The 23,824-nt window shown below is 67.8% G+C and carries 23 protein-coding genes; 14 read left to right on the top strand and 9 right to left on the bottom strand.

What is annotated here, in order from left to right; all coding sequences use genetic code 11:
* Positions 1–39: 39 nt before the first annotated feature.
* A complete protein-coding gene (locus tag ABIE41_RS08810; protein WP_192644000.1) occupies positions 40–303 on the bottom strand; it encodes a hypothetical protein in 264 nt (87 codons plus the stop codon).
* Between the two features lie 208 nt (positions 304–511).
* On the opposite strand from ABIE41_RS08810, the gene ABIE41_RS08805 reads away from it, so the two are divergent.
* From ABIE41_RS08805 to ABIE41_RS08770, 8 genes are all read left to right on the top strand, one after another.
* Positions 512–745 carry a hypothetical protein gene (locus ABIE41_RS08805; RefSeq protein WP_192644001.1) on the top strand — a complete coding sequence of 78 codons (234 nt, stop codon included), beginning with the start codon at positions 512–514 and terminating at the stop codon, positions 743–745.
* Positions 746–1,448: 703 nt separating this feature from the next.
* Positions 1,449–1,787, top strand: a complete 339-nt coding sequence (locus ABIE41_RS08800) for an endonuclease domain-containing protein (protein ID WP_192644002.1) — start codon at positions 1,449–1,451, stop codon at positions 1,785–1,787.
* Between the two features lie 490 nt (positions 1,788–2,277).
* Positions 2,278–2,475, top strand: a complete 198-nt coding sequence (locus ABIE41_RS08795; RefSeq protein ID WP_192644003.1) for a DUF5343 domain-containing protein — start codon at positions 2,278–2,280, stop codon at positions 2,473–2,475.
* Positions 2,429–2,599: a DUF5343 domain-containing protein gene (locus ABIE41_RS08790; RefSeq protein ID WP_354193412.1), complete on the top strand. Its 171-nt coding sequence runs from the start codon at positions 2,429–2,431 to the stop codon at positions 2,597–2,599. The genes ABIE41_RS08795 and ABIE41_RS08790 overlap by 47 nt, the downstream gene beginning before the upstream one ends.
* A gap of 345 nt (positions 2,600–2,944) precedes the next feature.
* A complete protein-coding gene (locus ABIE41_RS08785) occupies positions 2,945–3,499 on the top strand; it encodes a Swt1 family HEPN domain-containing protein (RefSeq protein WP_192644004.1) in 555 nt (184 codons plus the stop codon).
* Between the two features lie 125 nt (positions 3,500–3,624).
* Positions 3,625–4,803, top strand: coding sequence for a phosphoserine transaminase (locus ABIE41_RS08780; protein ID WP_192644005.1), 1,179 nt, complete (start codon positions 3,625–3,627; stop codon positions 4,801–4,803).
* Between the two features lie 162 nt (positions 4,804–4,965).
* Positions 4,966–6,555, top strand: a complete 1,590-nt coding sequence (gene serA / locus ABIE41_RS08775) for a phosphoglycerate dehydrogenase (RefSeq protein WP_192644006.1) — start codon at positions 4,966–4,968, stop codon at positions 6,553–6,555.
* Between the two features lie 8 nt (positions 6,556–6,563).
* Positions 6,564–6,842, top strand: coding sequence for a DUF1902 domain-containing protein (locus ABIE41_RS08770; RefSeq protein WP_192644007.1), 279 nt, complete (start codon positions 6,564–6,566; stop codon positions 6,840–6,842).
* A gap of 10 nt (positions 6,843–6,852) precedes the next feature.
* Here the strand turns inward: ABIE41_RS08770 and ABIE41_RS08765 are convergent, their stop codons facing one another.
* The 3 genes from ABIE41_RS08765 to tlpA all read right to left on the bottom strand — a co-directional run bounded on the left by ABIE41_RS08765 (position 6,853) and on the right by tlpA (position 10,321).
* The gene (locus ABIE41_RS08765) at positions 6,853–8,583 is read right to left on the bottom strand and encodes a carbamoyltransferase family protein (RefSeq protein WP_192644008.1); all 1,731 of its coding nucleotides are present in this window, start codon (positions 8,581–8,583) and stop codon (positions 6,853–6,855) included.
* Positions 8,584–8,633: 50 nt separating this feature from the next.
* Positions 8,634–9,620 carry a hypothetical protein gene (locus tag ABIE41_RS08760; protein ID WP_192644009.1) on the bottom strand — a complete coding sequence of 329 codons (987 nt, stop codon included), beginning with the start codon at positions 9,618–9,620 and terminating at the stop codon, positions 8,634–8,636.
* A 71-nt stretch (positions 9,621–9,691) separates the two neighbouring features.
* A complete protein-coding gene (tlpA, locus tag ABIE41_RS08755; protein ID WP_192644010.1) occupies positions 9,692–10,321 on the bottom strand; it encodes a thiol:disulfide interchange protein TlpA in 630 nt (209 codons plus the stop codon).
* A 28-nt stretch (positions 10,322–10,349) separates the two neighbouring features.
* On the opposite strand from tlpA, the gene argH reads away from it, so the two are divergent.
* From argH to ABIE41_RS08735, 4 genes are all read left to right on the top strand, one after another.
* Entirely contained in the window at positions 10,350–11,735 is a 1,386-nt protein-coding gene (gene argH, locus ABIE41_RS08750) for an argininosuccinate lyase (protein ID WP_192644011.1), read from the top strand.
* A gap of 154 nt (positions 11,736–11,889) precedes the next feature.
* Positions 11,890–12,153: an LPS translocon maturation chaperone LptM gene (gene lptM, locus ABIE41_RS08745; protein ID WP_066717133.1), complete on the top strand. Its 264-nt coding sequence runs from the start codon at positions 11,890–11,892 to the stop codon at positions 12,151–12,153.
* A gap of 10 nt (positions 12,154–12,163) precedes the next feature.
* A complete protein-coding gene (gene lysA, locus ABIE41_RS08740; RefSeq protein ID WP_192644012.1) occupies positions 12,164–13,453 on the top strand; it encodes a diaminopimelate decarboxylase in 1,290 nt (429 codons plus the stop codon).
* Between the two features lie 177 nt (positions 13,454–13,630).
* Entirely contained in the window at positions 13,631–16,366 is a 2,736-nt protein-coding gene (locus ABIE41_RS08735; protein ID WP_192644013.1) for a TIGR02302 family protein, read from the top strand.
* 84 nt (positions 16,367–16,450) lie between these two features.
* On the opposite strand, the gene yddG is transcribed toward ABIE41_RS08735, so the two are convergent.
* Positions 16,451–17,314, bottom strand: a complete 864-nt coding sequence (yddG, locus tag ABIE41_RS08730; RefSeq protein WP_192644014.1) for an aromatic amino acid exporter YddG — start codon at positions 17,312–17,314, stop codon at positions 16,451–16,453.
* A gap of 257 nt (positions 17,315–17,571) precedes the next feature.
* Between yddG and ABIE41_RS08725 the strand changes: the two genes are divergently transcribed.
* Entirely contained in the window at positions 17,572–18,765 is a 1,194-nt protein-coding gene (locus ABIE41_RS08725) for an MFS transporter (RefSeq protein WP_192644015.1), read from the top strand.
* 115 nt (positions 18,766–18,880) lie between these two features.
* On the opposite strand, the gene phbB is transcribed toward ABIE41_RS08725, so the two are convergent.
* From phbB to ABIE41_RS08710, 3 genes are read right to left on the bottom strand one after another with little or no spacing between them, the layout of a single operon-like run.
* Positions 18,881–19,603 carry an acetoacetyl-CoA reductase gene (gene phbB, locus ABIE41_RS08720; RefSeq protein ID WP_192644016.1) on the bottom strand — a complete coding sequence of 241 codons (723 nt, stop codon included), beginning with the start codon at positions 19,601–19,603 and terminating at the stop codon, positions 18,881–18,883.
* A 35-nt stretch (positions 19,604–19,638) separates the two neighbouring features.
* Positions 19,639–19,854 (bottom strand): DUF1737 domain-containing protein, encoded by a 216-nt coding sequence (locus ABIE41_RS08715; RefSeq protein ID WP_192644017.1) that lies wholly within the window; start codon positions 19,852–19,854, stop codon positions 19,639–19,641.
* Positions 19,855–19,861: 7 nt separating this feature from the next.
* Complete coding sequence (locus tag ABIE41_RS08710) at positions 19,862–21,040, bottom strand: acetyl-CoA C-acetyltransferase (RefSeq protein ID WP_192644018.1); 1,179 nt, start codon at positions 21,038–21,040, stop codon at positions 19,862–19,864.
* A gap of 308 nt (positions 21,041–21,348) precedes the next feature.
* Here ABIE41_RS08710 and phaR point away from each other — a divergent pair, with 308 nt between their 5' ends.
* Entirely contained in the window at positions 21,349–21,945 is a 597-nt protein-coding gene (gene phaR, locus ABIE41_RS08705; protein ID WP_192644019.1) for a polyhydroxyalkanoate synthesis repressor PhaR, read from the top strand.
* Between the two features lie 48 nt (positions 21,946–21,993).
* Here the strand turns inward: phaR and ABIE41_RS08700 are convergent, their stop codons facing one another.
* Positions 21,994–23,688, bottom strand: a complete 1,695-nt coding sequence (locus ABIE41_RS08700) for an EAL domain-containing protein (RefSeq protein WP_192644020.1) — start codon at positions 23,686–23,688, stop codon at positions 21,994–21,996.
* Between the last annotated feature and the right edge of the window lie 136 nt (positions 23,689–23,824).

The following is a 23,824-nucleotide window of genomic DNA, read 5'->3' as shown; positions in this document are numbered from 1 at the left end:
GGAATGACGGAGAGGTTCAGTCGCGAACCCGCAGAACCCTCAATCCTCCCCCTTCGCCACCGCCTGGCGCAGCCGCGCCAGCGCCTCCTTGGCGCCGGCGGCGAGCGTCGTGTCCTTGGACTCGGCGTCCTTCGTCAGCAACTCGGTCAGCGCGGCGACCGTGATCTCTTCCTTCGCCGCGGTCAGCTTCAGCACCGCATTGGACAGGATGTTGGGCCAGAAGGCGGCGGCGCCCTTGGCCAGCCCCTTGGCCTTGCGCCCCTCGAATTCACGGGCGAGCTGTTCGGGCGTCTTCTGGGCCATGGACCTGGAACCTGTTGCGGGATTTCGCCGCTGCCTATCACGAAACTCGAGGTAAGCCTTCCCCTTCTCGCGATCGGCGTCCCGTCCTCCCCTGCCCTGCCTGCGCATCGGGGCCGCGACAATCGCATTTGCATGCGGTGGCGACGCGGGGCAGGAGCGGCGCCCATGCGAGCCCGCAAGGCGGGCGCCCCTTCAGGACACCCCTTCCATGCCCCGCCTCCCGCTCATCCTCCCGGCGGCCCTCGCCGGCCTCCTGCTCCTGCCCGACCCGGCCAGGGCCGCGATCACCGACCGCGCGCTCAGCTGCGCCGACTGGCTGAAATCCGCCGCCCACCGCAAGAGCGAGCACCCCGCCCCTGTTGCCGCCAAGATCCGCGCCTTCTGCGCCGCCAACCCGACCATGAAGGCAATCGACGCCGAGATGACGATGACCGGGGATTGAGGGGTTCCCGCGCCCCGCGCGTCATGCTCGGGCTCGACCCGAGCATCTCGGGACGAGAGAGGCTCCCCTGCCTCTTCCGGCCCGAGATTCCCGGGTCTGCGCTTCGCTTCGCCCGAGAATGACGGGCACAACAAATCCCCGCCCGCCTTCCGGGGTCGGTTGATGACGAGGGGCAGCGGAGCGCCGCGAGGCGCGTGGGTCTCAGATCCGCATCCGTTGAGCCAGGATGCGGCGCGGATGGGTTGAGCCACCATCCGCACGCCCCGTGGCGCTCCGCTTGTCGGCGATTTCGCACTCCGGGCCGCGCTTATCGGGTCGAAAGCCAGCCTCCGCCGCGAGCCCTAGACGCCAGTTCCCCTCATCGGGTTGTCGCGCCGTCAGGCATGGGACGAAGACGTGATGCCAGCGACCGTTCCAGCGAGCTCCTCGCACAGGGGCCGTAGTACCCCCAGGGCGGTGCCCCGAAGCCTCCCGGGACCGGGGTGCAAAGCCAGCCGCAGGCGCCGCGCCCACCCCCACCAACGGCTTGCCTTCCGGATGGCTGCCCCTCGGGGATGAGGTGGTGGCAGGATAGGGTCAGAAAGAAGCGGCGGGGATTAGTTTTTCGCGGGACGCGCGGGGAACCCCTCTCCCGGATGGGAGAGGGGCAGGGGTGAGGGACCGCCATTGATCGTCGATGCGATCAGCGTCAGCATCACGGCGCATGACGTCCGAACAGCGCCGATTCGCGAGACGGCTCCGACGGCAATCCACCGAGCCCGAGGACATCCTGTGGTCGCTGCTGCGCAACCGCCGTCTCGATGGGCTCAAGTTCCGCCGGCAGGTTCCGCTTCTGGGCTACACCCTCGATTTCGTCTGCATCGACCGCAGGCTGATCGTCGAGGTAGATGGACGCCAGCATGGCTGGGAAGCGGGCTATGACGCCGAGCGGACGTCCGAGATCGAGCGCTTTGGCTTCACCGTGATCAGGTTTCGGAATGCCGAGATCATCGATGACCGGGATGCCGTTTTGGCTGCGATCCGCAAGGCGGCCAGCGGCTAGCGTGAGCCTCAAGCGGCGAGGGCGGTCCCTCACCCCTGCCCCTCTCCCATCCGGGAGAGGGGTTCCCCGCGCCTCACCGTCACGGTCGGGCTTGTCCCGACCATCCACGTCTTTACGCAGGAACGATCGGCGATGCCCTTCCAAAGAGCGGCTCGCCCGCCATTGGCGTCGCAAGACGTGGATGGTCGCCACAAGGGCGACCATGACGGGGAAGGAGCCGGCGCCTTATGCCTCGGCGGCGGTGAGGTCTGCGCCCCGCTGGTCCAGGGGCCGACACCTCTCCCCAGCCCCTCTCCTTACAGGAGAGGGGTTCCCCGCGCCTTTCCGAAACGCAACCCGGAGTTGTCGCGACCCATAGCTGTAGGAGGCATATCGCTGCGCGGACGGTAAAACGCTCCGGTTGCGAGAAATTGCAGCTAAGCGCTCAACTTGCAGAATCGTGCGCCTTGTGTAGCCTCGATTTCGTCTCTGCACCTACACCGGGATTGAAATGGCACAGCTTCCTTATGTGACTTCCCCCGGGAATATCGACAAAGCTTTGAATGGGATCAAATCCGCGGCAATTCCAGACCGTTTAAGTCAAGATTTTGTCAAAACAATACTGAAGATCCCCGGAGGGTCCGGGGATCAAATGACAAGCTATCTCAAAAAAAGTCGGGTTCGCGAACCTCGACGGAACCCCAAGTGATCTATACAAGAAATTCCGCAACCCGGCATTATCTGGCGAGGCAGTTGCTTCCATCATAAAATTGGGTATGGTCCTTTGTATATCCGAAATTAATATGTCCATGAACTCAACGATCAATCGTTGATCGGATTGATAACGGAATAAACAGGACAGCCACATGATTCTAATACTGTAAAATTAACTTTTGCATGCATTAAGCATTTGAAGCTATTTGCCGATTTTAAGCAGAAAGATATTGTCCTAGAGGCGCCGCATAGAGAGGCGCGCTCGCAGCTGGCTGATTCAGCAACCGCTCCCGCTCCGAGACAACAAGGCGCAATCGGGCTCAATCTTGGATATACGATAAATTTGAATTTGCCCGCGACTTCGGACCCAGAAGTCTTTGATGCTATATTTAAAAGTTTGAAGGCACACCTATTGAGTAGCGATGATGCCTAAGCGGCCTGATGGACTAATCCGAGCCTTTGGCATGTCCGGATTGCAGATCGCATCGGGCATGTCGCGTATTGAACGGCAGTTCGGCATCGATCTTGGACACCTACCTCGCAAGGAAAGGAGCCGGAAGACATCGGAATATGAGCAATTCGAAGCATCTCTCAGGGCTGAGTCGCTGAGAATGTCGGAATTTTATGAGATATTCTATTGTTTGGAAAATTCAATACGACGCCTAGTTGCGGATATTCTTTTGGAAGCGGAAGGGCCTGATTGGTGGGAGAGCGCCAGGATCGATGAGAAACGCATAAAGGAACAGGCCGCGCTGAGACAGAAAAAAGAAGTAGATTCTGGAATAACCCCCAGATCCGAGAACTTGATTGACTACACAACATTTGGCGAATTATCACAAATCATAACAGATAATTGGGATTTATTCGAAACAATTTTTAGCTCAAAGACCGCGGTTAGCAACGCATCTAATCAACTGAATATTCTTAGAGGGCCGATTGCGCATTGCAACCCCACTGACGAATTAGAGCAAGATCGGTTAAACTTAGCGGTTAGGTCTTGGTTTCGCATCATGTCTTAAGAATCAAAGGGCAACGCAGCGTCCTCCATCCCCCCGCTTGACTCCCCCCGCCCCCGCGCTCTACCCCCATCGACGGGACACGCCGCCCCAACGCGGCGCGCCCATCTGTAAGGATGGAGACATCGATGGCGAATACCGTTCCGGCCGCGCTTCCGCGCGTGCCGCATTTCTCGTCCGGCCCCTGCGCCAAGCGCCCAGGCTGGAACCTCAAGGCACTCGGTGACGCCGCGCTCGGCCGCTCGCACCGCGCCAAGATCGGCAAGGACAAGCTCAAGCTCGCGATCGATCTGACGCGCGAGGTGCTGCAGGTGCCGGCCGATTACCGCATCGGCATCGTGCCCGCGTCCGACACCGGCGCCGTCGAGATGGCGATGTGGTCGCTGCTCGGGGCGCGCGGCGTCGACATGGTCTCCTGGGAGAGTTTTGGCGCCGGCTGGGTCACCGATGTCGTCAAGCAGCTCAAGCTGGCCGACGTCCGCACCTTCGAGGCCGGTTATGGCGAGCTGCCGAACCTGAAGAAGGTCGACACCAGGAACCGCGACGTCGTCTTCACCTGGAACGGCACGACCTCCGGCGTGCGCGTGCCCGATGCGAGCTGGATCGCGGAGGACCGCGAGGGTCTGACGATCTGCGACGCGACCTCGGCCGCCTTCGCCCAGAAGCTCGACTGGCCCAAGCTCGATGTCACCACCTTCTCCTGGCAGAAGGTGCTGGGCGGCGAGGCGGCCCATGGCATGATCATCCTGTCGCCGCGCGCGGTCGAGCGGCTGGTGACCTACAAGCCGGCATGGCCGCTGCCGAAGATCTTCCGCATGACCTCAGGCGGCAAGCTGATCGAGGGCATCTTCTCGGGCGAGACGATCAACACGCCTTCCATGCTCGCGGTCGAGGATTATCTCGATGCGCTGCACTGGGCCAAGAAGGTCGGCGGGCTCGACGGGCTGGTGAAGCGCGCCGACGGCAACCTGCGCGTCATCGCGAAATTCGTGAAAGAGAACGACTGGATCGACTTCCTCGCCGTGAAGCCGAAGACGCGCTCGAACACGAGCGTGTGCCTGACCTTCACCGACCCGGCCGTCACCGCGCTGGCTCCGGACGCTCAAGCCGCGTTTGCCAAGCAGGTCGTCTCGATCATCGAGAAGGCCGGCGCCGGCTACGATCTCGGCCACTACCGCGACGCCCCTCCGGGCCTGCGCATCTGGTGCGGCGCAACCGTCCAGTCGCGCGACCTGAAGGCGCTGCTGCCGTGGATCACCTACGCCTTCGCCGAGGCGAAGGCCGGGTTGGGCAAGAAGGCGGCCTGACACCCAGCGTCATGGTCGGGCTTGACCCGACCATCTCCTCCAAGAAGAGGCGCGCTCCTGCGCCTCCGCGTCCCGAGATGGCCGGGTCAAGCCCGGCCATGACGTGCTGACCCCTGTCCCGCGCAGAGCGCCGACGCGCCGCGCCAGCCGAAAGCCATTCTCATGACAGCGCCAAAAGTCCTGATCTCCGACGCCCTCTCTCCCGCCGCCGTGCAGATCTTCAAGGATCGCGGCATCGACGTGACGTTCGATCCCAATCTCGGGAAGGACAAGGACAAGCTCGCCGCGATGATCGGCGACTATGACGGCCTCGCCATCCGCTCCGCGACCAAGGCCACCGCCAAGCTGCTGGAGGCCGCGACCAGGCTGAAGGTGATCGGTCGCGCCGGCATCGGCGTCGACAATGTCGAGATCCCCGCCGCCACGGCGCGCGGCGTGATCGTGATGAACACGCCCTTCGGCAATTCGATCACCACCGCCGAGCATGCGATTGCGATGATGTTCGCGCTCGCCCGCCAGATCCCGGCGGCGGATGCCTCGACGCAAGCCGGCAAGTGGGAGAAGAACCGCTTCATGGGCGTCGAGATCACCGGCAAGACGCTCGGGCTGATCGGCGCCGGCAATATCGGCTCCATCGTCGCCGACCGCGCGGTCGGCCTGAAGATGCGCGTCATCGCCTATGACCCCTATCTCTCACCTGAGCGCGCGGTCGCGCTCGGCGTCGAGAAGGTCGAGCTCGAGGACCTGCTCAAGCGCGCCGATTTCATCACGCTGCATGTGCCGATGACGGCGATGACCAAGAACATCCTCTCGGCCGAGGCGCTGGCGAAGACCAAGAAGGGCGTGCGCATCATCAACTGCGCCCGCGGCGGGCTGGTCGACGAGGCGGCGCTCGCCGAACTCCTGAAGTCCGGCCATGTCGCGGGCGCGGCTTTCGACGTGTTCTCGGTCGAGCCGGCGGAATCGAACCCGCTCTTCGGCCTCGACAACGTCGTCTGCACCCCCCATCTCGGCGCCGCCACCAATGAGGCGCAGGAGAATGTCGCGCTCCAGGTCGCCGAGCAGATGAGCGACTACCTGCTCAAGGGCGCCATCACCAACGCGGTGAACTTCCCCTCGATCACCGCCGAGGAGGCGCCGCGGGTGAAGCCCTTCGTCGATCTCGCCGAGAAGCTCGGCTCCTTCCTCGGCCAGCTCACCGAGGCTCCGGTCAAGGGCATCCGCATCGAGTACGAGGGCGCGGTCGCCAGCCTGAACCTGAAGGCGATCTCCGCCGCCGCCATCACCGGCGTGCTCCGGCCCTTCCTGCCCGAGATCAACATGGTCAACTCCGCCATGGTGGCCAAGGAGAAGGGCATCGTCGTCGAGGAGCTGACCCGCGAGATCGCCGGCAATCTCGAAAGCCGCATCAAGATCGTGGTCGAGGCCGAGGACATGCCGCGCCACGCCGCCGGCACGGTCTTCCAGGACGGCAAGCCGCGCATCGTCGAGATCCGCGACATCCAGGTCGATGCTGAATTCGCGCCGCACATGCTCTATGTCCGCAACGCCGACCAGGCGGGCTTCATCGGCCAGTTCGGCTCGATTTTGGGCGCCGCCGGCGTCAATGTCGCGACCTTCTCGCTCGGCCGCGACAAGCCGGGCGGCGACGCGATCTGCTATGTCGCGGTGGACGAAGCGATCTCCGACGAGCTCCTCGACAAGATCCACGAGATCCCGATGGTCAAGCGCGCCCGGCGTCTGAAGTTCTAAGAGACGCCATGCCTTTTCCCGGCTTTGGCCTCAGGGTCGCCGCCCGCAAGGGCGCGACCCTGGAGCCGCTGAAATTCGAGGTCCGTCGCGACGGGCAGGACGGCGCCTGGTATGCGGTGGCCACCGACGAGAGCGGCATCGTCACCGAGGCGCCGACGCTGGAGGCGCTGCGCGAGCGACTGAAAGAGCTCGTCGCCGACCTGCTCGAGCGCGAGGGCGACTGCCCGATCGAGCTCGAGATCTGCGACGAGCTCGCCTCCGGCTGCTGCGAGCTGCCGCCGCGCTGAAGGCGCGGACCTACTTCACCAGGAGCCAGTCCTCGATCACCAGCGCATCGAGTCCGCTGGTGTAGAACATCAGGATCGCATCCTCCGCCGTATGGAGGATCGGCTTGCCCATGATGTTGAAGGAGGTGTTCAAGATCACCGGCACGCCGGTGAGCTCATGGAAGGCCGAAATCAGCGCGTGATAGCGCGGGTTGCGCTCAGCCGTGACGCTCTGCAGCCGCCCCGTCGCATCCTCATGCACAACAGCCGGCACGCGCGCACGCACCGCCTCCTTCCAGGTGAGCGTGCGCTCCATATAGGGCGCGTCCTGATAATGCTCGAACCAGTCGGGCGCATGTTCGGCCAGGATCGAAGGCGCGAAGGGCCGGAAGGCCTCGCGGTACTTCACCTTGGCGTTGAGGATGTCCTTGGCGTCGGCCGGGCGCGGATCGGCGATGATCGAGCGGTTGCCGAGCGCGCGCGGCCCGAACTCCGCCCGGCCCTGCACCCAGCCGACCAGCTTGCCCTCGGTCAGGAGCTTGGCTGTCACCGGCGCGACCTCATCCGGCGCGAGCCTGCGCAGCCGCGGCTCCCAGGCCTGCATCCGCTCCAGCGGTTCGGTCGAGACGGTCGAGCCGAGATAGGGCGAGAGCGGCCCCTTCGGCGCGCGCCAGTCGGGATTCCGCTGCGCGTGGCTGAGCCAGGCGGCGCCAATGGCATTGCCGTCATCGGCCGGAGCGGAGGGCACGAAGACGTCAGCGAAGCCATGGCGCCCGGCGATCTTGCCGTTGAAGGAGGAGTTGAGCGCGCAGCCGCCGGCCAGCACGAGGTGGGGCGACGGCACCAGCGCCGCGGTTTCCCCCAGAAGCGCCTCCATCATCTCGGCAAAAACGTCCTGCCCGCAGCGCGCAAGATCGGCCCAGCCGCTGTCGAGCGCGTCCGCCGGGCGAAGGCTCAGGATCTCCGCCGCCACCGCCTGCACGACATCGGCCTTGGCGAAGGAGAGCTTGTGGCCCTCGATTGTGTAGAGCCGCCGCAGCAGCGCCATCAGCCGCTCATCGGTCCGGCCATAGGGCGCAAGCCCCATGATCTTCCACTCCTCGCCCTTGGCCTGGTCGAAGCCGGCAAGATCGGTCACCAGCCCGAAATAGAAGCCGATCGATTCGCGCCCGCGATGGCGCTTGACCTCGCGGATGCGCCCGCCTTCCAGCGCGAAGATCGCCGACGCCCCGGTCTCGCCCATGCCGTCGACGACGAGGCAAGCGGCGTCCGTGAAGGGCGAGGACCAGCAGGCATAAGCCGCGTGGCTGAGATGATGACCGAAGCGCGTGAGGCCGGTGACGTTGGCGCGGCCGAAGGCGCGATCAAGCCCGAGCAGCGTACCAATGCCGGCCCGCTGCTGGCCCTGATGCAGCGAGGCGATCAGGGCGCGTTCCGTGCGCTCGGGCACCAGAGAGCGGTTCAGCTCCGGCGAGAGCTTGAGCAAGGCCTCCAGCGAGAAGGAGCCGGCGCGGCTCATCTGGTCGAGGAAGCCAGTGAACTCCGCGCCCCAGCTGGTCGCGATCGCGACCTGCGCATCGGCAGGGACGTAGCGCTTCAGCAGCGCCTCCATCCGCGGCGCCGTATCGGGCTCGCAATTCGGCGCGCGCTTGAACTGGAGATAGCGCTCGGTCGCCTCGGCGAAGTGGACGCCGCCATCGGGGCCGATGATCGCGATGGCGGGATCGTGGAAGGTGGTGGCGAGGCCGATCGTGTAGGTCATGCCGGCAGCCTATGCTGAAACAGCGCGCGCGAGGCAATCCCGGCGGCGGCTCAGCGGCGGAAGGCGACGCTGGCCGCAACCTGCTCGATCCCCGGCGTCAGCCCGGCGAAGGCCGCGTCCTCCGCCACCGCGAGCAGGCGCACGAAGCGGCCCTCCGGCCCCGTGGCGAAATACTGCACGAAGCGCCGCGGCCGCCCGCCGCCGGCATCGATCGTGCCGCCGAGCACGACACCCTCCCCGCCCGCGAAGGCGGTCGACTCGCGCCGGTCGATGCGCGCAGCCTGGAAGTCGCGCGTTGCCCGCAGCGCCGTCTCGGCTGCCTGGGGCGCGCTGGCGAGCGACGCCGGCGCGGAAAGCTGGTAGACGGCGATCAGCAGGGGCTGGCGTCCCGACGGGTCGATGTCGCGTTCGCCCGCCGTCATCATCACGCCCGAGCCGCCGATCGTGTCGAGGATGCGGAAGGGCGCCACCGCTGCGATCGCGAATGGCAGGGCCGTCAGCTTCTCCTCCAGAGTGGGTTGCTTGCCGAAGCTGACGGAAGCCACCATCGCCCGCACCGTCTCCGGCGCGAGCTTGGCCGCCTGCGGTGACTGGATGGTGAGCATCACCGTCTTCGGCCCCTTCAGCAGCGCCACCCATTTGTCATAGGTCACCCCCGCAAGTGCCTGGGTGCCGGAGAGCAACGGCACCGTCTCGCCGGTGGCGGGCCTCACCTCCTCGCGCCGCAGGATCGTGACGTTCTGGCGGGCGAAGCCGGCCTTCGCCGCCTCGACATCGGCAAACAGCACCGCGATCTGGGGATGGGCCTCGGCCGGCAGCTCCGCAACGAGGACACTGCCCTGCGTCAGCGGGTTCACCAGTCCGGCGAAGCCGCTCGCGGGCTCGAAGCCGGGCGGCGGCACCAGTGCAATGCCGGTCCCCGCCAGGGGCCGCGCCTCCTGCGCCGGGGCGGGGCCGGCGAAGAGCACGGAGACGAGGCAGGCGAGCGCGGCGCGGCGCACCAAGGTCAGGCAAGTCGCGAAATTCAGGCAAGGCATGGAGGTCGGTCCCAATTCATCGGCCAGTCAGGCCGGCATCAGGACCTCGCAATGCGGCAAGGATGCGACCCTCAGCGCCGCAGGGCCGCCCCGATCAGGGCCTTCGCATCGGCACTCGCCCAGTCGGCGGGGCCCTGCAGGATCGCTAGCTCGCAGCCCTCGCGGTCGACGATCAGGCTCACCGGCATGCCCTCGACCTTGCGCGCGGCGCGCAACTCCTGGAACACCTTCGCCTTCGGATCGGCGTAATAGGTCAGGGCCTCGATCTGCCGCTCGGCCAGCCAGGCCTTGGGCTTCTCCAGGTTGCGCGTGTCGATATTGATCGTCACCACCGCGAAATCGGGCCCGCCCAGCGCGCTCTGCAGCGCATTGAGCGAGGGCATCTCCTTCAGGCAGGGCGGGCACCAGGTCGCCCAGAGATTGACGAGCACCGTCTTGCCGCGGAAGGCCGAAAGCGTCGTCGGCGCGCCGTCGGGACCGGTGAAGGCGAGGTCGGGCGTCGGCAGCGGCGCGGCATGGACCTGCACGGCCGCGACCTCGCCGCGCGCCAGCGGCGCCATGGCGGCCGCGGCGGGCCGGGCGGCCCTGCAAGATGCGGAATTGCCGGCATCGCCCGCGACGGAGTAGAAGGCCGCACCGCCGGCGAGCGCGACGAGCAGAAGCGCACCGCCTGCGGCGAACCATTTCGATCGTGACGTCATCGGCGTCCTCAAATCAGGAAAGACCGTCGTGAGCAATCGCATGTGGGGTGGGCGTTTCGCCACGGGTCCCGACGCCATCATGGAGGAGATCAACGCCTCCATCGATTTCGACCAGCGCCTCTGGCGCCAGGACATCCGCGGTTCGCGCGCCCATGCCGCGATGCTCGGAGAGACGGGCATCCTGACGAAGGACGATGTGGCCGCGATCGACGCCGGGCTCAAGCAGGTCGAGGCCGATATCGAGTCCGGCACCTTCACGTTCTCGCGCGCGCTCGAGGACGTCCACATGAACGTCGAGAGCAATCTGAAGGACAAGATCGGCGCCGCCGCAGGCCGGCTCCACACCGGCCGCTCGCGCAACGACCAGGTCGCGACCGACATGAAGCTGTGGGTGCGCGACACGCTCGACCAGCTCGATGAGCAGATGGCCGATCTCCAGCTCGCCCTGGCCGAGAAGGCCGAGACCTATGCCGGCGCCGTGATGCCGGGCTTCACCCATCTCCAGTCGGCCCAGCCGGTCACCTTCGGTCACCATCTGCTGGCCTATGTCGAAATGCTGGGGCGCGACCGCGGCCGCGTCGCCGATGCGCGCCGGCGCCTCAACGAATCCCCGCTCGGCGCCGCGGCACTCGCCGGCACCTCCTTCCCGATCGACCGCGAGATGACCGCCAGGGCGCTCGGCTTCGACCGGCCGACCGCGAACTCGCTCGACTCGGTTTCGGACCGCGACTTCGTGCTGGAGACGCTGGCTGCCGCCTCGATCTGCGCCATGCACCTGTCGCGTCTGGCCGAGGAGATCGTGCTCTGGGCGACGCCGCAGTTCGGCTTCGTGCGCCTCTCCGACGCCTTCTCGACCGGCTCGTCGATCATGCCGCAGAAGCGCAACCCCGACGCCGCCGAGCTGGTGCGCGGCAAGTCGGGGCGCGTCTTCGGCACGCTGCAGGCGATGCTGACGATGATGAAGGGCCTGCCGCTGACCTATTCCAAGGACATGCAGGAGGACAAGGAAGGCACCTTCGACGCCCTCCAGACGCTCTCGCTCTGCCTCGCCGCCATGGCCGGCATGGTCCGCGACATGCAGCCCGACCTGAAGGTGATGAAGCGCGCCGCCGGCCTCGGCTACGCCACCGCCACAGACCTCGCCGACTGGCTGGTGCGGGTGCTGAAGATGCCCTTCCGCGACGCCCATCACGTTACCGGCCGCCTCGTCGGCCTCGCATCGGAGAGGAAGATCGGGCTGGAGAAGCTCAGCCTCGCCGAGATGCAGGCGGTGGAACCGCAGATCACCGAGGCCGTCTTCGCCGTGCTCGGCGTCGACCAGTCGGTCCGCAGCCGCGTGAGCTATGGCGGCACGGCCCCGAACAATGTCCGTCGCCAGGCGCGGCGCTGGCTGAAGAAGCTGGCGAAGGGCTAGGATCACGTCATGCCCGGGCTTGACCCGGGCATCTCCGGCAGGAGAGTCTCGGGTCAAGCCCGAGACTGACGCGGCGCCTCGCCTCCGCCGCCATCCTTCGCTACACTCATCCCTCGCATCGCCCGATGCCCGTTCCGCCCAAGGGTTCGCTTCCGTGCTGCACTCCCGCCTGAAACTCGGCCGCGCCGTCCTGGTCGCGGGCCTGCTCGCTCTCGCGCTCGGAGCCTGCGGCCGCAAAGGCCCGCTCGAGCCGCCGCCGAACGCCACCGGCGCGATCGACCTGCCCGATTCGCAGATCGGCGCCGTCGAGAACAACACCGGCGGCATCGGCGAGACCTCGATCCTGGCCCGGCCCGCCAAGGCCAACCGCGCCATCACCGTGCCGGAGAAGCCCTTCGTTCTCGACCCGATCCTCTGAGCCGCCCCCGATGCACCATTTCAGCTATCGCGACGGCGCCCTCTTCGCGGAGGATGTCGATCTGCGCCGCATCGCCGAGGCGGTCGGCACGCCGGTCTATGTCTATTCCTCGGCGACGATCGAGCGGCATTACCGGCTCTATGCGGAGGCGATGACCCGCGCGGCCGGTGGCGGCCGGGCCCATGTCTTCTACGCGATGAAGGCCAACGGCAATCTCGGCGTGCTGAAGACGCTCGCCGCGCTCGGCGCAGGGGCCGACACCGTCTCCGAAGGCGAGGTCCGCAAGGCGCTCGCCGCCGGCTTCCCGCCGGAGCGGATCGTCTTCTCCGGCGTCGGCAAGAGCGAGAGCGAGCTGCGCTTCGCGGTTCAAGCCGGCATCTACCAGGTCAATATCGAGACCGAAGGCGAGCTCGACCTGCTCTCCCGCGTCGCCGCCGCCCTCGGCAAGCGCCAGGAGGCGGTGTTCCGCGTCAATCCCGACATCGGTGCCGGCGGCCACGCCAAGATCACCACCGGCTCGTCGGAGAACAAGTTCGGCGTGTCCTTCGAGGAGGTCGGCCGGCTCTATGCCCGCGCCGCCAACCTGCCGGGCGTGCGGATGATGGGGCTGGCGCTGCATATCGGCAGCCAGATCCGCGAGACCGAGTCCTTCGAGGCGGCCTACGTGAAGATGGCGGCGCTGGTCGGCGACCTGCGCACCGAGGGCCACCGCGTCGAGCGGCTCGATCTCGGCGGCGGGCTCGGCATCCCCTATGACATCCCTAAGACATTCGACCACGGGCCGGGCCTGATCGACGCCTATGCCGACATGGTCGCGCGCGTCACGAAAGGCCTTGAGGTCGAGCTCGGCTTCGAGCCCGGACGCCTGATCGTCGGCAATGCAGGTATCCTGATGACGCAGGTGCTGCACCTCAATCCGCGCCCGACCAAGCAGTTCCTCGTTGTCGATGCCGCGATGAACGATCTCGTGCGGCCGGCCATGTACGAGGCCTATCACGAGATCTGGCCGGTGGCGGAGCCCCAGGCCGGCACGCCGGAGGTCGCCTATGACGTCGTCGGGCCGATCTGCGAATCGGGCGACACCTTCACCACCGGCCGCGTGCTGCCGGCGCTGAAGCCCGGCGACCTGATCGCCTTCATGACCGCCGGCGCCTATGGCGCCAGCATGGCCTCGACCTACAACCAGCGCCTGCTGGTGCCCGAGGTACTCGTGAAGGGCGCCGACTACGCCGTGACGCGGCCGCGCCAGACCTTCGAGGAGCTGCTCGGCACGGATCGTGCACCGCCCTGGCTGGCCTGAACAGGGTTCGCCGGAGCCGCGATCCCGGACCGAGATCCCTGTTCACGAAACGTGGAGCGGGCATGGGCGCGACGTCTTCGCACTGGCCTTGCCATATTCACGTGCTAGCGTCGTGATCCTGGCTCGGATGCGGGCGAGACATCCCGGCGGCATTTGGGGGCGGCTCGGAGCGACGGCATGAAGGAAGCGCAGCGCCGCGAGGCGCCGGTTCGGATCGAGGGCGTGCGGCAGCGTCTGGCACGCCTCGCCATGGCGTCGCGTGTTTCGCTGGGCTGGGAGCGTCTCTGGCCGCGCCTCTGGCTGCCCGTCGCCGTCATCCTCACCTTCCTCGCGATCTCCTGGTTCGGTCTCTGGACCGCCTTGCCCTGGCAGGGCCGCGCTCTGGGCGTCGCGCTCTTCGCCACTGCCCTGTTGGCGTCCCTCTGGCATGTGGCGCGCATCGTCCTTCCGACCCACCGCGACGCGCTGACCCGCCTCGACCAGTCGCTCGAAGGCGGCCATCGACCGGCCTCGGCGCTGGAGGACAGCCTCGCCGTCGGCGCGAAGGATCCCGTCTCGCAGGCGCTCTGGGCCCTGCATGTCGAGCGCCAGAGCGAGCGCATCGAAGGCTTGCGCGTTGCCGCCCCACAGCCGCGCATGGCCAACCGCGACCGCCGCGCGTTGCGCGCCCTGCCGATTCTCGCCGCCGTCACCGCCTTCTTCGTCGCCGGACCCGAGAGCGACCAGCGCCTGCGCGCCGCCTTCGACTGGCGCGGCCCGTCCCTGCCGGCGCCCGCCACCCGCATCGACGCCTGGATCGACCCGCCGGCCTATACCCGCCTGCCGCCGATGCTGATCGACTTTGCGAAGCTCGCGAGCCCGCAGATCAGCGCCCCCGAAAAGTCGACGATCGTCGTCCGCATCGCCGGCAAGAGCGCGATGGACGTCGCCGTCACCGGCCGGCTCGATGCCCTGGCCGAACCCAAGCCCGGCGAGGGCAAGGCGGCGGATGGCAAGCCAGCCGACGCTCAGGCCGCGGCCGCCCCGGCGGCCAAGCCCGCGCCCGGCCAGGCGCCCGCCGTCGTGGAGCGGCGCTATACGCTCGCCGGCAACGGCACGCTGCGTCTCACGGGCAGCGGTGCGCCGGGCGCGACGCTCGCGATCACCGCCATTCCCGACCGCGCCCCGGAAATCGCCTTCCGCGAGCCGCCCAAGCCCGTCACGGGGCCGCAGCCGGGCGGGCTCTCCATCGCCTACACCGCCAAGGATGATTACGGCCTGGCGTCGGTTGAGGCCACCGTCGAGCGCGCTGGCCCGCCCTCAGCCGGCCGCTCGCTGGTCGAGGCGCCCAAGCAGGCGCTCAGCGTGCCCTCTTCCCCGGCGGGCGACGAGGAGCAGAAGAGCACGGTCGATTTCTCGGCCCATCCCTGGGCCGGCGCCAAGGTCCGCATGACGCTGGTCGCGCGCGATGAGGCCGGCCAGGAGGGCCGCAGCGAGGCCGTCGAGGTCGTGCTGCCGCAGCGCACCTTCGCCAAGCCGCTCGCCAAGGCCCTGGTCGAGCAGCGCCGCAAGCTGGTCATGAATGTCGACGACCGCAGCAAGGTCCAGCTCGGCATGGATGCCCTGCTGATCGAGCCCGAACTCTTCATGAAGGAGACCGGCGTCTATCTCGGCATGCGGATGATCGGCGAGCGCCTGCGCCAGGCCCGCAGCGACGATCAACTGCGCGAGGTCGCCGAGCTGATGTGGGCGCTCGCGCTCCAGCTCGAGGATGGCGACCTCTCCGATGCGGAGAAGGCACTGCGCGCGGCGCAGGAGAACCTGCAGCAGGCGCTCGAGCGCGGCGCCTCCGAGGAGGAGATCAAGAAGCTCACCGACGAGATGCGCCGGGCGCTCGACCAGTTCATGCGCCAGCTCGCTGAGCAGATGCAGCGCCAGCAGCAGAACGCCGACCCCAACCAGATGTCGCAGCTGCCGGAGAATTTCCGGACGGTGACGCCGCGCGATCTGCAGAACATGCTCAACCGCATCGAGGAGCTGTCGAAGCGCGGCGACATGGCCGAGGCGCAGCGCCTGATGGAAGAGCTCAACCAGATGCTCAACAATCTCCAGATGGCGCGTCCGGGTCAGCAGGACCCGCGCCAGCGCGAGATGAATCAGGCCCTTTCCGATCTCGACCGGATGACCCGCGAGCAGCAGGGCCTGCGCGACGAGACCTTCCAGCAGGAGCAGCAGCGCCAGAACCGCGCCCAGCGCGGCCAGCGCCCCGGCCAGCAGCAGGCCCGTCCGGGCCAGCAGGGCCAGCGTCAGCAGGGCCAGCGCGGCCAGCAGCCGGGCCAGCAGCCCGGTGAACAGGGCGAGGACGGCGAGGAGGGCGAAGGCCAGCAGGGCGCGCAGGGCCAGCAGGGCCAGGGCGGGCAGAGCCTCGCCCAGCGCCAGCAGCAGCTGCGCGACCGGCTCCAGGATCTGCAGCGTCGCATGCGCGGCATGGGCGCGCCCCAGCAGGGCGAGCTCGGCGAAGCGGAAGGCGCCATGGGCGAGGCCGGCGAGCAGCTCGGCCAGGGCCAGGGCGAAGGCGCGCTCGACGCGCAAGGCCGGGCGCTCGAGGCGCTGCGCAAGGGCGCGCAGAACCTCGCCCAGCAGATGCAGGGCCAGCCCGGCGAGGGCGGCGAGCCCGGCGAGGGCGCCTTCGGCGAGCCGGACGGCCAGCCCGCCGGCCGCCCCTCGGCGCAGCAGCGGGGCCGCGAGGACCCGCTCGGCCGGCCGCAGCGCCAGCGCGACTGGGCCGATGGCCGCGTCCGCGTGCCCGGCGCCGACGAAAGCGCGACCCAGCGCGCCCGCCGCATTCTCGAGGAACTCCGCCGCCGCCTTGGCGACCCGTCGCGCCCGATGGAAGAGCTGGATTATCTGGAACGGCTGCTCAGGCGGAATTGACGCTTGGCGGCCAAAGGCCGCCGATCGTCATCCTCGGGCGAAGCGCAGCGCAGACCCGAGGATCTCCTGCACGAGCTGGTCGGCTCAAGGCCGACCATGACGCGGGCCGTAGCTCGCCACCACCGCCCCGACCACGATCAGCACGCAGGACACGGCGAGTAGCCAGCTCGGCTGGGCGTAGCCCGCAAGCACGAGGATGATCGTCGAGAGCACCGGGGCGGCGTAAGAAGCGACGCCGAGCAGCGCGACATCGCCCTGCTTCATGCCGATGTCCCAGACGACGAAGGCGAGGCCAATCGAGCCAAGGCCGAGCCCGAGCACGCCGACCCATTCGGTCGCCGTCAGCGTCCACAGCGTCGTCTCGAAGGCGAGATGGCAGGCGAAGGCCGGCACGGCGCAGCCGAGCATGGTGAGGCACAGGCTCTCCGAGGGCACCGCAGCGAAGCGGCGCGAGGCCACCGAATAGCTCGCCCAGACGAAGGCGCCGAGCGCCGCGAGGATATGCCCGAGCGCCAGCCCCTGCCCGGCCCCGAGCCCGCCCGAAACCAGCAGAGCGGTCGCAGCCAGGCCGATCAGCGCGCCGACCAGATGCCGCGGCCGCAGCCGCCCGCCCGGCAAAAGCGCCGCAAACAGCACGATCAGCAGCGGCCAGAGATAATGGATCAGGTTCGCCTCGGCGGCCGGCGCCGTCTTCACCGCCGCATAATACAGCGCCGTGTCGCCGAAGGGGCCGTAGAGCCCCAGCGCGAAGGAGGCCGGCGTTGGGCGGATGCGCGAGAGCTGCCCGCGCCCAGCAGCGATGGCGAGGATCAACAGCCCGCCGATCACGAAGGTCATGCCGACGAGCTGGAACGGCGGCACCCGTCCGCTCATCGCCGTGAACAGCGCGAGCGTCGACCAGAGCAGGATGGCGAGGGCGCCGATGAGGGTGGCGGTGCGGGAGGTCATGGGCGCGGCGGGGTTGGAGCGGGCTGGCGGCCTCGATAGCAGGCGGCCGGCGGAAAGCCGATAGTGGGCGGGCGCAGATAAATGTGCCGTCATCCCGGGCGACCGAAGGGAGACCCGGGATGACGGCGTGGTTCTAAACGACCAAGCTGTTAGCGTCTCAACGCAGCGCAGCACGGCCTTGGCGCCATGGCGGCCATGATCGGCACGCCGCGCAGCGCCATTGACCGCGACGGGCGCAAGGATCAAGCGTCAGGGCCATGACGACACTCTCGATGCCGGCCACCGAGCGCCGCCCGCTGATCCCGATCCTCATCGCGCTGAGCGCGGCACATCTGCTGAACGATCTGCTTCAGTCGATGATCCCGGCGCTCTACCCGCTGATCAAGGAGAACTTCCAGCTCGATTTCGGCCAGATCGGCCTGATCACGCTGGCCTTCCAGGTGACGTCGTCCCTGCTGCAGCCGCTGCTCGGCTGGCTGACCGACAAGCGCCCCTGGCCCTATGCGATGGTTGCCGGCATGGGCGCGACGCTGCTCGGGCTCATGACGCTCGCCTTCGCGACGAGCTACCCGATGGTCCTGTTGGCCGCCGCGCTGGTCGGGCTCGGCTCGGCCGTGTTCCACCCTGAGGCGACGCGCATGGCCCGCCATGCCGCCGCCGGCCGCCAGGGCCTGGCACAGGGGCTGTTCCAGGTCGGCGGCCATGCCGGCTATGCGATCGGCCCGTTGCTGGCGGCGGCGATCGTCGTCCCGCGCGGCCAGTCGAGCCTGGCCTGGTTCTCCATCGTCGTGCTGGTCGCGATGGTTCTGATGTCCTGGACCGCCTCGCGCTACAGCGCCTTCCGCCGCAGCCAGCCCAAGGGCCATGGCGACGAGACCGCCGCGCATGGCCTCTCGCGGGGGCGCGTGCTCTTCGCGATGACGATCCTGATCCTGCTGCTGGTCTCGAAGAACGGCTACAACGCCGCCTTCACCTCCTATTACACCTTCTACCTGATGACGCGCTTCGAGATCACGGTGCAGCTCTCGCAGATCATGCTGTTCCTCTATCTGCTGGTCTCGACCTTCGGCGTGATCATCGGCGGCATGGTTGGAGACCGCATCGGCCGCGACCGGGTGATCTGGCTTTCCATCGTGGGGTCTTTGCCGTTTGCGCTCATGCTGCCCCATGCCGATCTGTTCTGGACCGGCGTGCTCAGCGTGATCATCAGCTTCGTCATGGCGAGCGCCTTCTCGGCGATCCTGATCTACGCCATCGATCTCGTGCCCCACCGCGTCGGGCTGGTCGGCGGGCTGTTCTACGGGCTGTCCTTCGGGCTGGCCGGCATCGCGGCGGCCGTGCTCGGCGCACTCGCCGACAAGATCGGCATCGTCGAGGTCTTCCGCATCACGGCCTGGCTGCCGGCCCTGGGTCTGCTGACCTTCCTGCTGCCGAAATCGCGGCGGGGCTAAGCCGGAATGTCATGCTCGGGCTCGCCCCGAGCATCTCCCAGAAAGTGGGCGCCTCTGTTGGCACGCAATTCCCGGGTCGCCGCGCTGCGGCGCCCGGGAATCACGCGCCGATCCCTCACGCCATGTACTGGCCGCCATTAACCGCGAAGGTTGCGCCGGTGGCGAAAGCGCCCTGCTCGGAGGCGAGGAAGACGACCATCGCGGCGATCTCCTCGGGCTTGCCGAGACGGCCCACCGGGATACCGGCGACGACGCGCTTCAGCGCCTCCTCGGGCATCGCAGCGACCATGTCGGTGCCGATATAGCCCGGCGTGATCGCGTTGACGGTGATGCCCTTGTTGGCGTTCTCCTGCGCCAGCGCCTTGACGAAGCCGATGTCGCCGGCCTTGGCGGCGGAGTAATTGACCTGCCCCATCTGGCCCTTCTGGCCGTTGATCGAGGAGATCACGATGATGCGGCCGAAGGAGCGGGCGCGCATGCCCTCGATCACCGGGCGCGTCATGTTGAACAGCGAGTCGAGATTGGTGCGGATCACGTCCGACCACTGCTCGCGCGTCATCTTGTGGAAGAAGCCGTCGCGAGTGATGCCGGCATTGTTCACAAGGATGTCGATCGGCCCGATATCGGCCTCGACCTTGGCGATGCCCGCGGCGCAGGCGTCGTAGTCGCCGACATCCCATTTGAACACCGGGATGCCGGTCTCGGCCTGGAACTTGGCGGCCGCCTCGTCATTGCCGGCATAGCTGGCGGCGACCTTGTGGCCGGCCTCCTGCAGGGCCCGGCTGATCGCCGCCCCGATGCCCCGCGTTCCCCCCGTGACAAGAGCCACCTTCGTCATGCTTCGTCCCTCCTCATGGCGGCGTGGGCGCCGCGCTATTGTTCCGACAGCTTCAGATCGGGCGTGTAGGGCCCCTCGATGTCCTTGATGATGGCCTGGCCGCAGACGACGCGGCCTTGCGCGGCGTCAAAGGTCAGGGTCGGGTGCCCGTAGAGCACCCAGCCCTGGCTCAGCGCCTCCGAGACGCGATGGCAGAAGGAGGCATCGTCCGGCCCGGTCAGATAGCGGTAGAGCGTCGTCTGGCGCGCCATCGCGCTCTCAGCGCTCCAGCGCCATGGCGACGCCCATGCCGCCGCCGATGCACAGCGTGGCGAGACCCTTCTTGGCGTCGCGCTTGATCATCTCGTGCACCAGCGTGACCAGCACGCGGGCGCCCGAGGCGCCGATCGGATGGCCGATCGCGATCGCGCCGCCATTGACGTTGACGATCTCGGGATTCCAGCCGAGATCCTTGTTCACGGCCAGAGCCTGAGCCGCGAAGGCCTCGTTGGCCTCGACGAGGTCGAGATCGGAGACAGCCCAGCCAGCCTTCTCCAGCGCCTTGCGCGTCGCTGGGATGGGGCCCGAGCCCATGATCGCCGGGTCGACGCCCGCCGTCGCCCAGGAGGCGATGCGCGCGAGCGGCTTCAGGCCACGCTTGGCGGCTTCCTTCGCCGACATGATCACCAGCGCCGCCGCACCGTCATTGATGCCCGAGGCGTTGCCGGCGGTCACCGTGCCGTCCTTCGAGAAGGCGGGCTTGAGCTTGGCCATGGCCTCGATCGTCGCGCCATGGCGGGGATACTCGTCGGTGTCGACGACAATGTCGCCCTTGCGGGTCGAGACGGTGAAGGGAACGATCTCGTCCTTGAACCGGCCGGCCTTCTGGGCGGCCTCGGCCTTGTTCTGCGAGGCCACGGCGAAGGCGTCCTGCTCCTCGCGGGTGATCTGCCACTTGGTCGCGACGTTCTCGGCGGTGGTGCCCATGTGGTAGCCGTGGAAAGCGTCCCAGAGCCCGTCCTTGATCATCGTGTCCGTGAACTTCAGGTCGCCCATCTTGGTGCCGGAGCGCAGATGCGCGGCGTGCTGGGCCATCGACATCGATTCCTGCCCGCCGGCGACGATGATGTCGGCATCGCCATTGGCGATCTGCTGCAGGCCGATGGCGACCGTGCGCAGGCCCGAGCCGCAAAGCTGGTTGAGGCCCCAGGCGGTCTTCTCCTGGGGGATGCCGGCGATCATCGCCGCCTGGCGGGCCGGGTTCTGGCCCTGACCGGCGGTCAGGATCTGGCCCATGATGACCTCGTCGACATCGGCGGGATCGACCTTGGCGCGCGTCAGCGCCTCCTTGATCGCGGCCGCGCCGAGCTCATGGGCCGGCGTGTTGGCGAAGGCGCCGTTGAAGGCGCCGACCGCGGTGCGCGCCGCGCTGACGATCACGATGTCCGTATCGGCCATGGGGGAAATCCTCGCTGTTGTCGCGACGCCCGGGCCGGGCCGGGCGCCTGTTCGGCAGGCACCTTCGAAGCCCGCCGCGCCGCCGTCAAGTCAGCCGAAAGAGATGCCCGCGCGCAAACTTGCGGCAGCCGATCCTTGAGATGCCGCAAAGACATGCCGCATCGCCCATGCTGTGATCGGCATTTCCCGGCCGGCGCTCAAAAAACTTGCGACGGGCGCCGCAGCGGCTACCATCGCTCCCGGGAGACCGTCAGTCCGGCCGTCGCGCGATCTTCGCGGAAGGCTACGGACCAACGTGCAGGATGCTGATGGCTAGCGACAAAGAACCGACCGTCATCAAGAAATACGCCAACCGCCGCCTCTATCACACCGGCACAAGCTCCTACGTCACGCTGGAGGACCTTGCGGGGCTGGTCCGCAACGGCGAGGATTTCGTGGTCTACGATGCCAAGTCGGGCGAGGACATCACCCGGTCGGTCCTGGCGCAGATCATCTTTGACGAGGAATCCAAGGACGGGCAGAACCTGCTGCCGATCGCCTTCCTGCGCCAGCTCATCCGCTTCTACGGCGACAGCATGCAGGCCCTGGTGCCGCGCTATCTCGAATTCTCGATGGACAGCCTGACCAAGGACCAGGGGCAGTTCCGCGAGCAGATGACCAAGGCCTTCTCGGGCGGTGCGCTCGGCGGCGGCGCCATGGATGCGCTGCAGGCCCAGACGCGCGCCAACATGGCGATCTTCACCGAGGCCTTCCGGATGTTCAATCCCTTCGCCGCGGCGGCCGCCGCCAAGGCGCAGGAAGAGGCCTCGGCCGCAGCGCCTGCCAAGGGCGACGATCTCGGCGACCTCAAGCGCGAGCTGAGCGAGATGCGCGACCGGCTGGACAAGCTCGCCAAGACGAAGTGAACGCGGGGGCGGAGCGGCCGACAGCCGTTCCGCCAGCCTCCCGGCTCGTCAACCGGCCGCGAGCTTGCCGCTTCGGGCGATCGCCGGCGGTCGCCGCAGTTCGGCTTTCCCGACCAGATGCCCCTGCAGATAGGTGACGCCCCAGTCGGCGAGCATCCGTGCCTGCATCTCGTCGTCGACCCATTCCGCCACCGTATCGACACCGAGATGGCGCGCGAGGTCGATCAGCGTGCGGACATAGAAGCGGTCGTCAGTCGAGCGGCGCAGGTTCTGGGTGAAGGTGCCGTCGATCTTGAGCACGTCGATCGGGAAGGCCCGCAGATGCCGCAGCGAGGTGTGGCCGGCGCCGAAATCGTCGATGGCCACGCGCGCGCCGCGCTCCTTGATCTGGCCGAGCAGCCGGGCGATCCGCGTCGGGTTCTCGATCGTCGCCGTCTCCGTGATCTCGACGATCAGCCGCTCCGCCAGCCCGCGCCCGCCGCTGGTGCAGGCGAGGAAGGCGTCCATCCATTCGGGATCCGAGAGTGAGCGCGGCGAGACGTTGACCGAAAGCGAGAGCGCCGGTTCATCCGCCAGCAGCGCCGCTGCCAGTTCCAGCACGCGGTGGTCGAAGAGCCGCACCAGCCCGCGGCGCTCCAGCATCGGAATCAGCTCGGCGGTCGCGAAGAAGGCGCCGTCGCGCCCGAAGAAGACCCGCAGCAGTGCCTCGTGAAAGGCGATCTCGCGCGTCGTCGCGCGCACGATCGGCTGCAGCGCCAGCTCGATCCGGCGCTCGTTCAGGGCCGCCAGGGCGCTGACGTCGAAGCCCGAATCCTGGTCGACCCGCTCGCGGCTTTCCTGCCGGCGCGCGATCACCGCAGCGTCCGAGGCGCCGGCCTTGGCGCCGGCGAGCGCATTTTCGGCCGCCGACAGCAGCGTCCCGGCATGGTTGGAGAGATCGGGCGCGATCGCCGCGCCGACCCGCAGCCGCACCAGCGCGATGCCACGCGCGGTCTCGATGGCGGCTTGCGCCACGGCCTTGCTGAAGCGGCGCGCCGCGGCCTCGACCTGGTTCTGCGGGCAGCCGGTCAGGAGGATCGCGAAGCGGTTGCCGGAATAGCGCACGAGATGGTCGCGCCGGCGCGTCACCGAGCGCAACCGCTCCTGCACCACGCCGATGATCTCGTCGGTGGCCTCGTGGCCGAAATCGTCGTTCAGCCGTGCCAGTTCGTCGATAGCCGCGACCAGGATGACGACGTTGCGCTCAGCCGGGAGATGCTCCGTCAGCGCCGAGGACAGGCGGTCGAGCAGGGCCGAGCGGTCGCCGAGCTCGCCGGTCTGGCCGAGCAGCTCGTCGGGGCGGACCTGGCGTTCGAGCCGCAGCATGCCACGCGCACAGGCGGGGCGGCCATCGGTGCCGGCGAACCAGCGCCCGGCATCCTCGACCCACATCCGGCGCCCGGCGAGTTCCGCCGCATAGCGCGTCCGGTAGATCACGCCCTCGCCCTGGTCCTGCCCGCCGGAGGAGAAGACGGCGTCGTAGCGGCTGCGGCCGCTGCCCGGCTCGACCAGCCCGGCGAAGCCGAGGCCCCGCGACATGGCCGTGGCGGGAATCGGGCCGAGCACATCGGCCGCGTTCGGGCCCCATTGCAGGGTGTCGCTCTGGATGTCCCAGCTGTAGACGACTTCGCCGATCGACGAGAGCAGGTTGCGCGGATCGACGCGAGCCTCGTCACGCGCACTGAAGATCGACGGCACCGGCATCGGTGAAGCAGCCTCGGGAGGACGGGACGCCCGACGAGCGCAGGACGGTTCGCGGGCGGGGAAAGATGTCCGGAAACGATGCAGTAAGTGTTCTTAACACGCCGTTAAGCCTGGCCGGCCCCTTGCAACTTTCCCC

Origin of the sequence: Bosea sp. OAE506, assembly GCF_040546595.1 — a bacterium.
Classification (GTDB): Bacteria; Pseudomonadota; Alphaproteobacteria; order Rhizobiales; family Beijerinckiaceae; genus Allobosea.
This window is presented reverse-complemented; position numbering and strand designations above follow the sequence as displayed.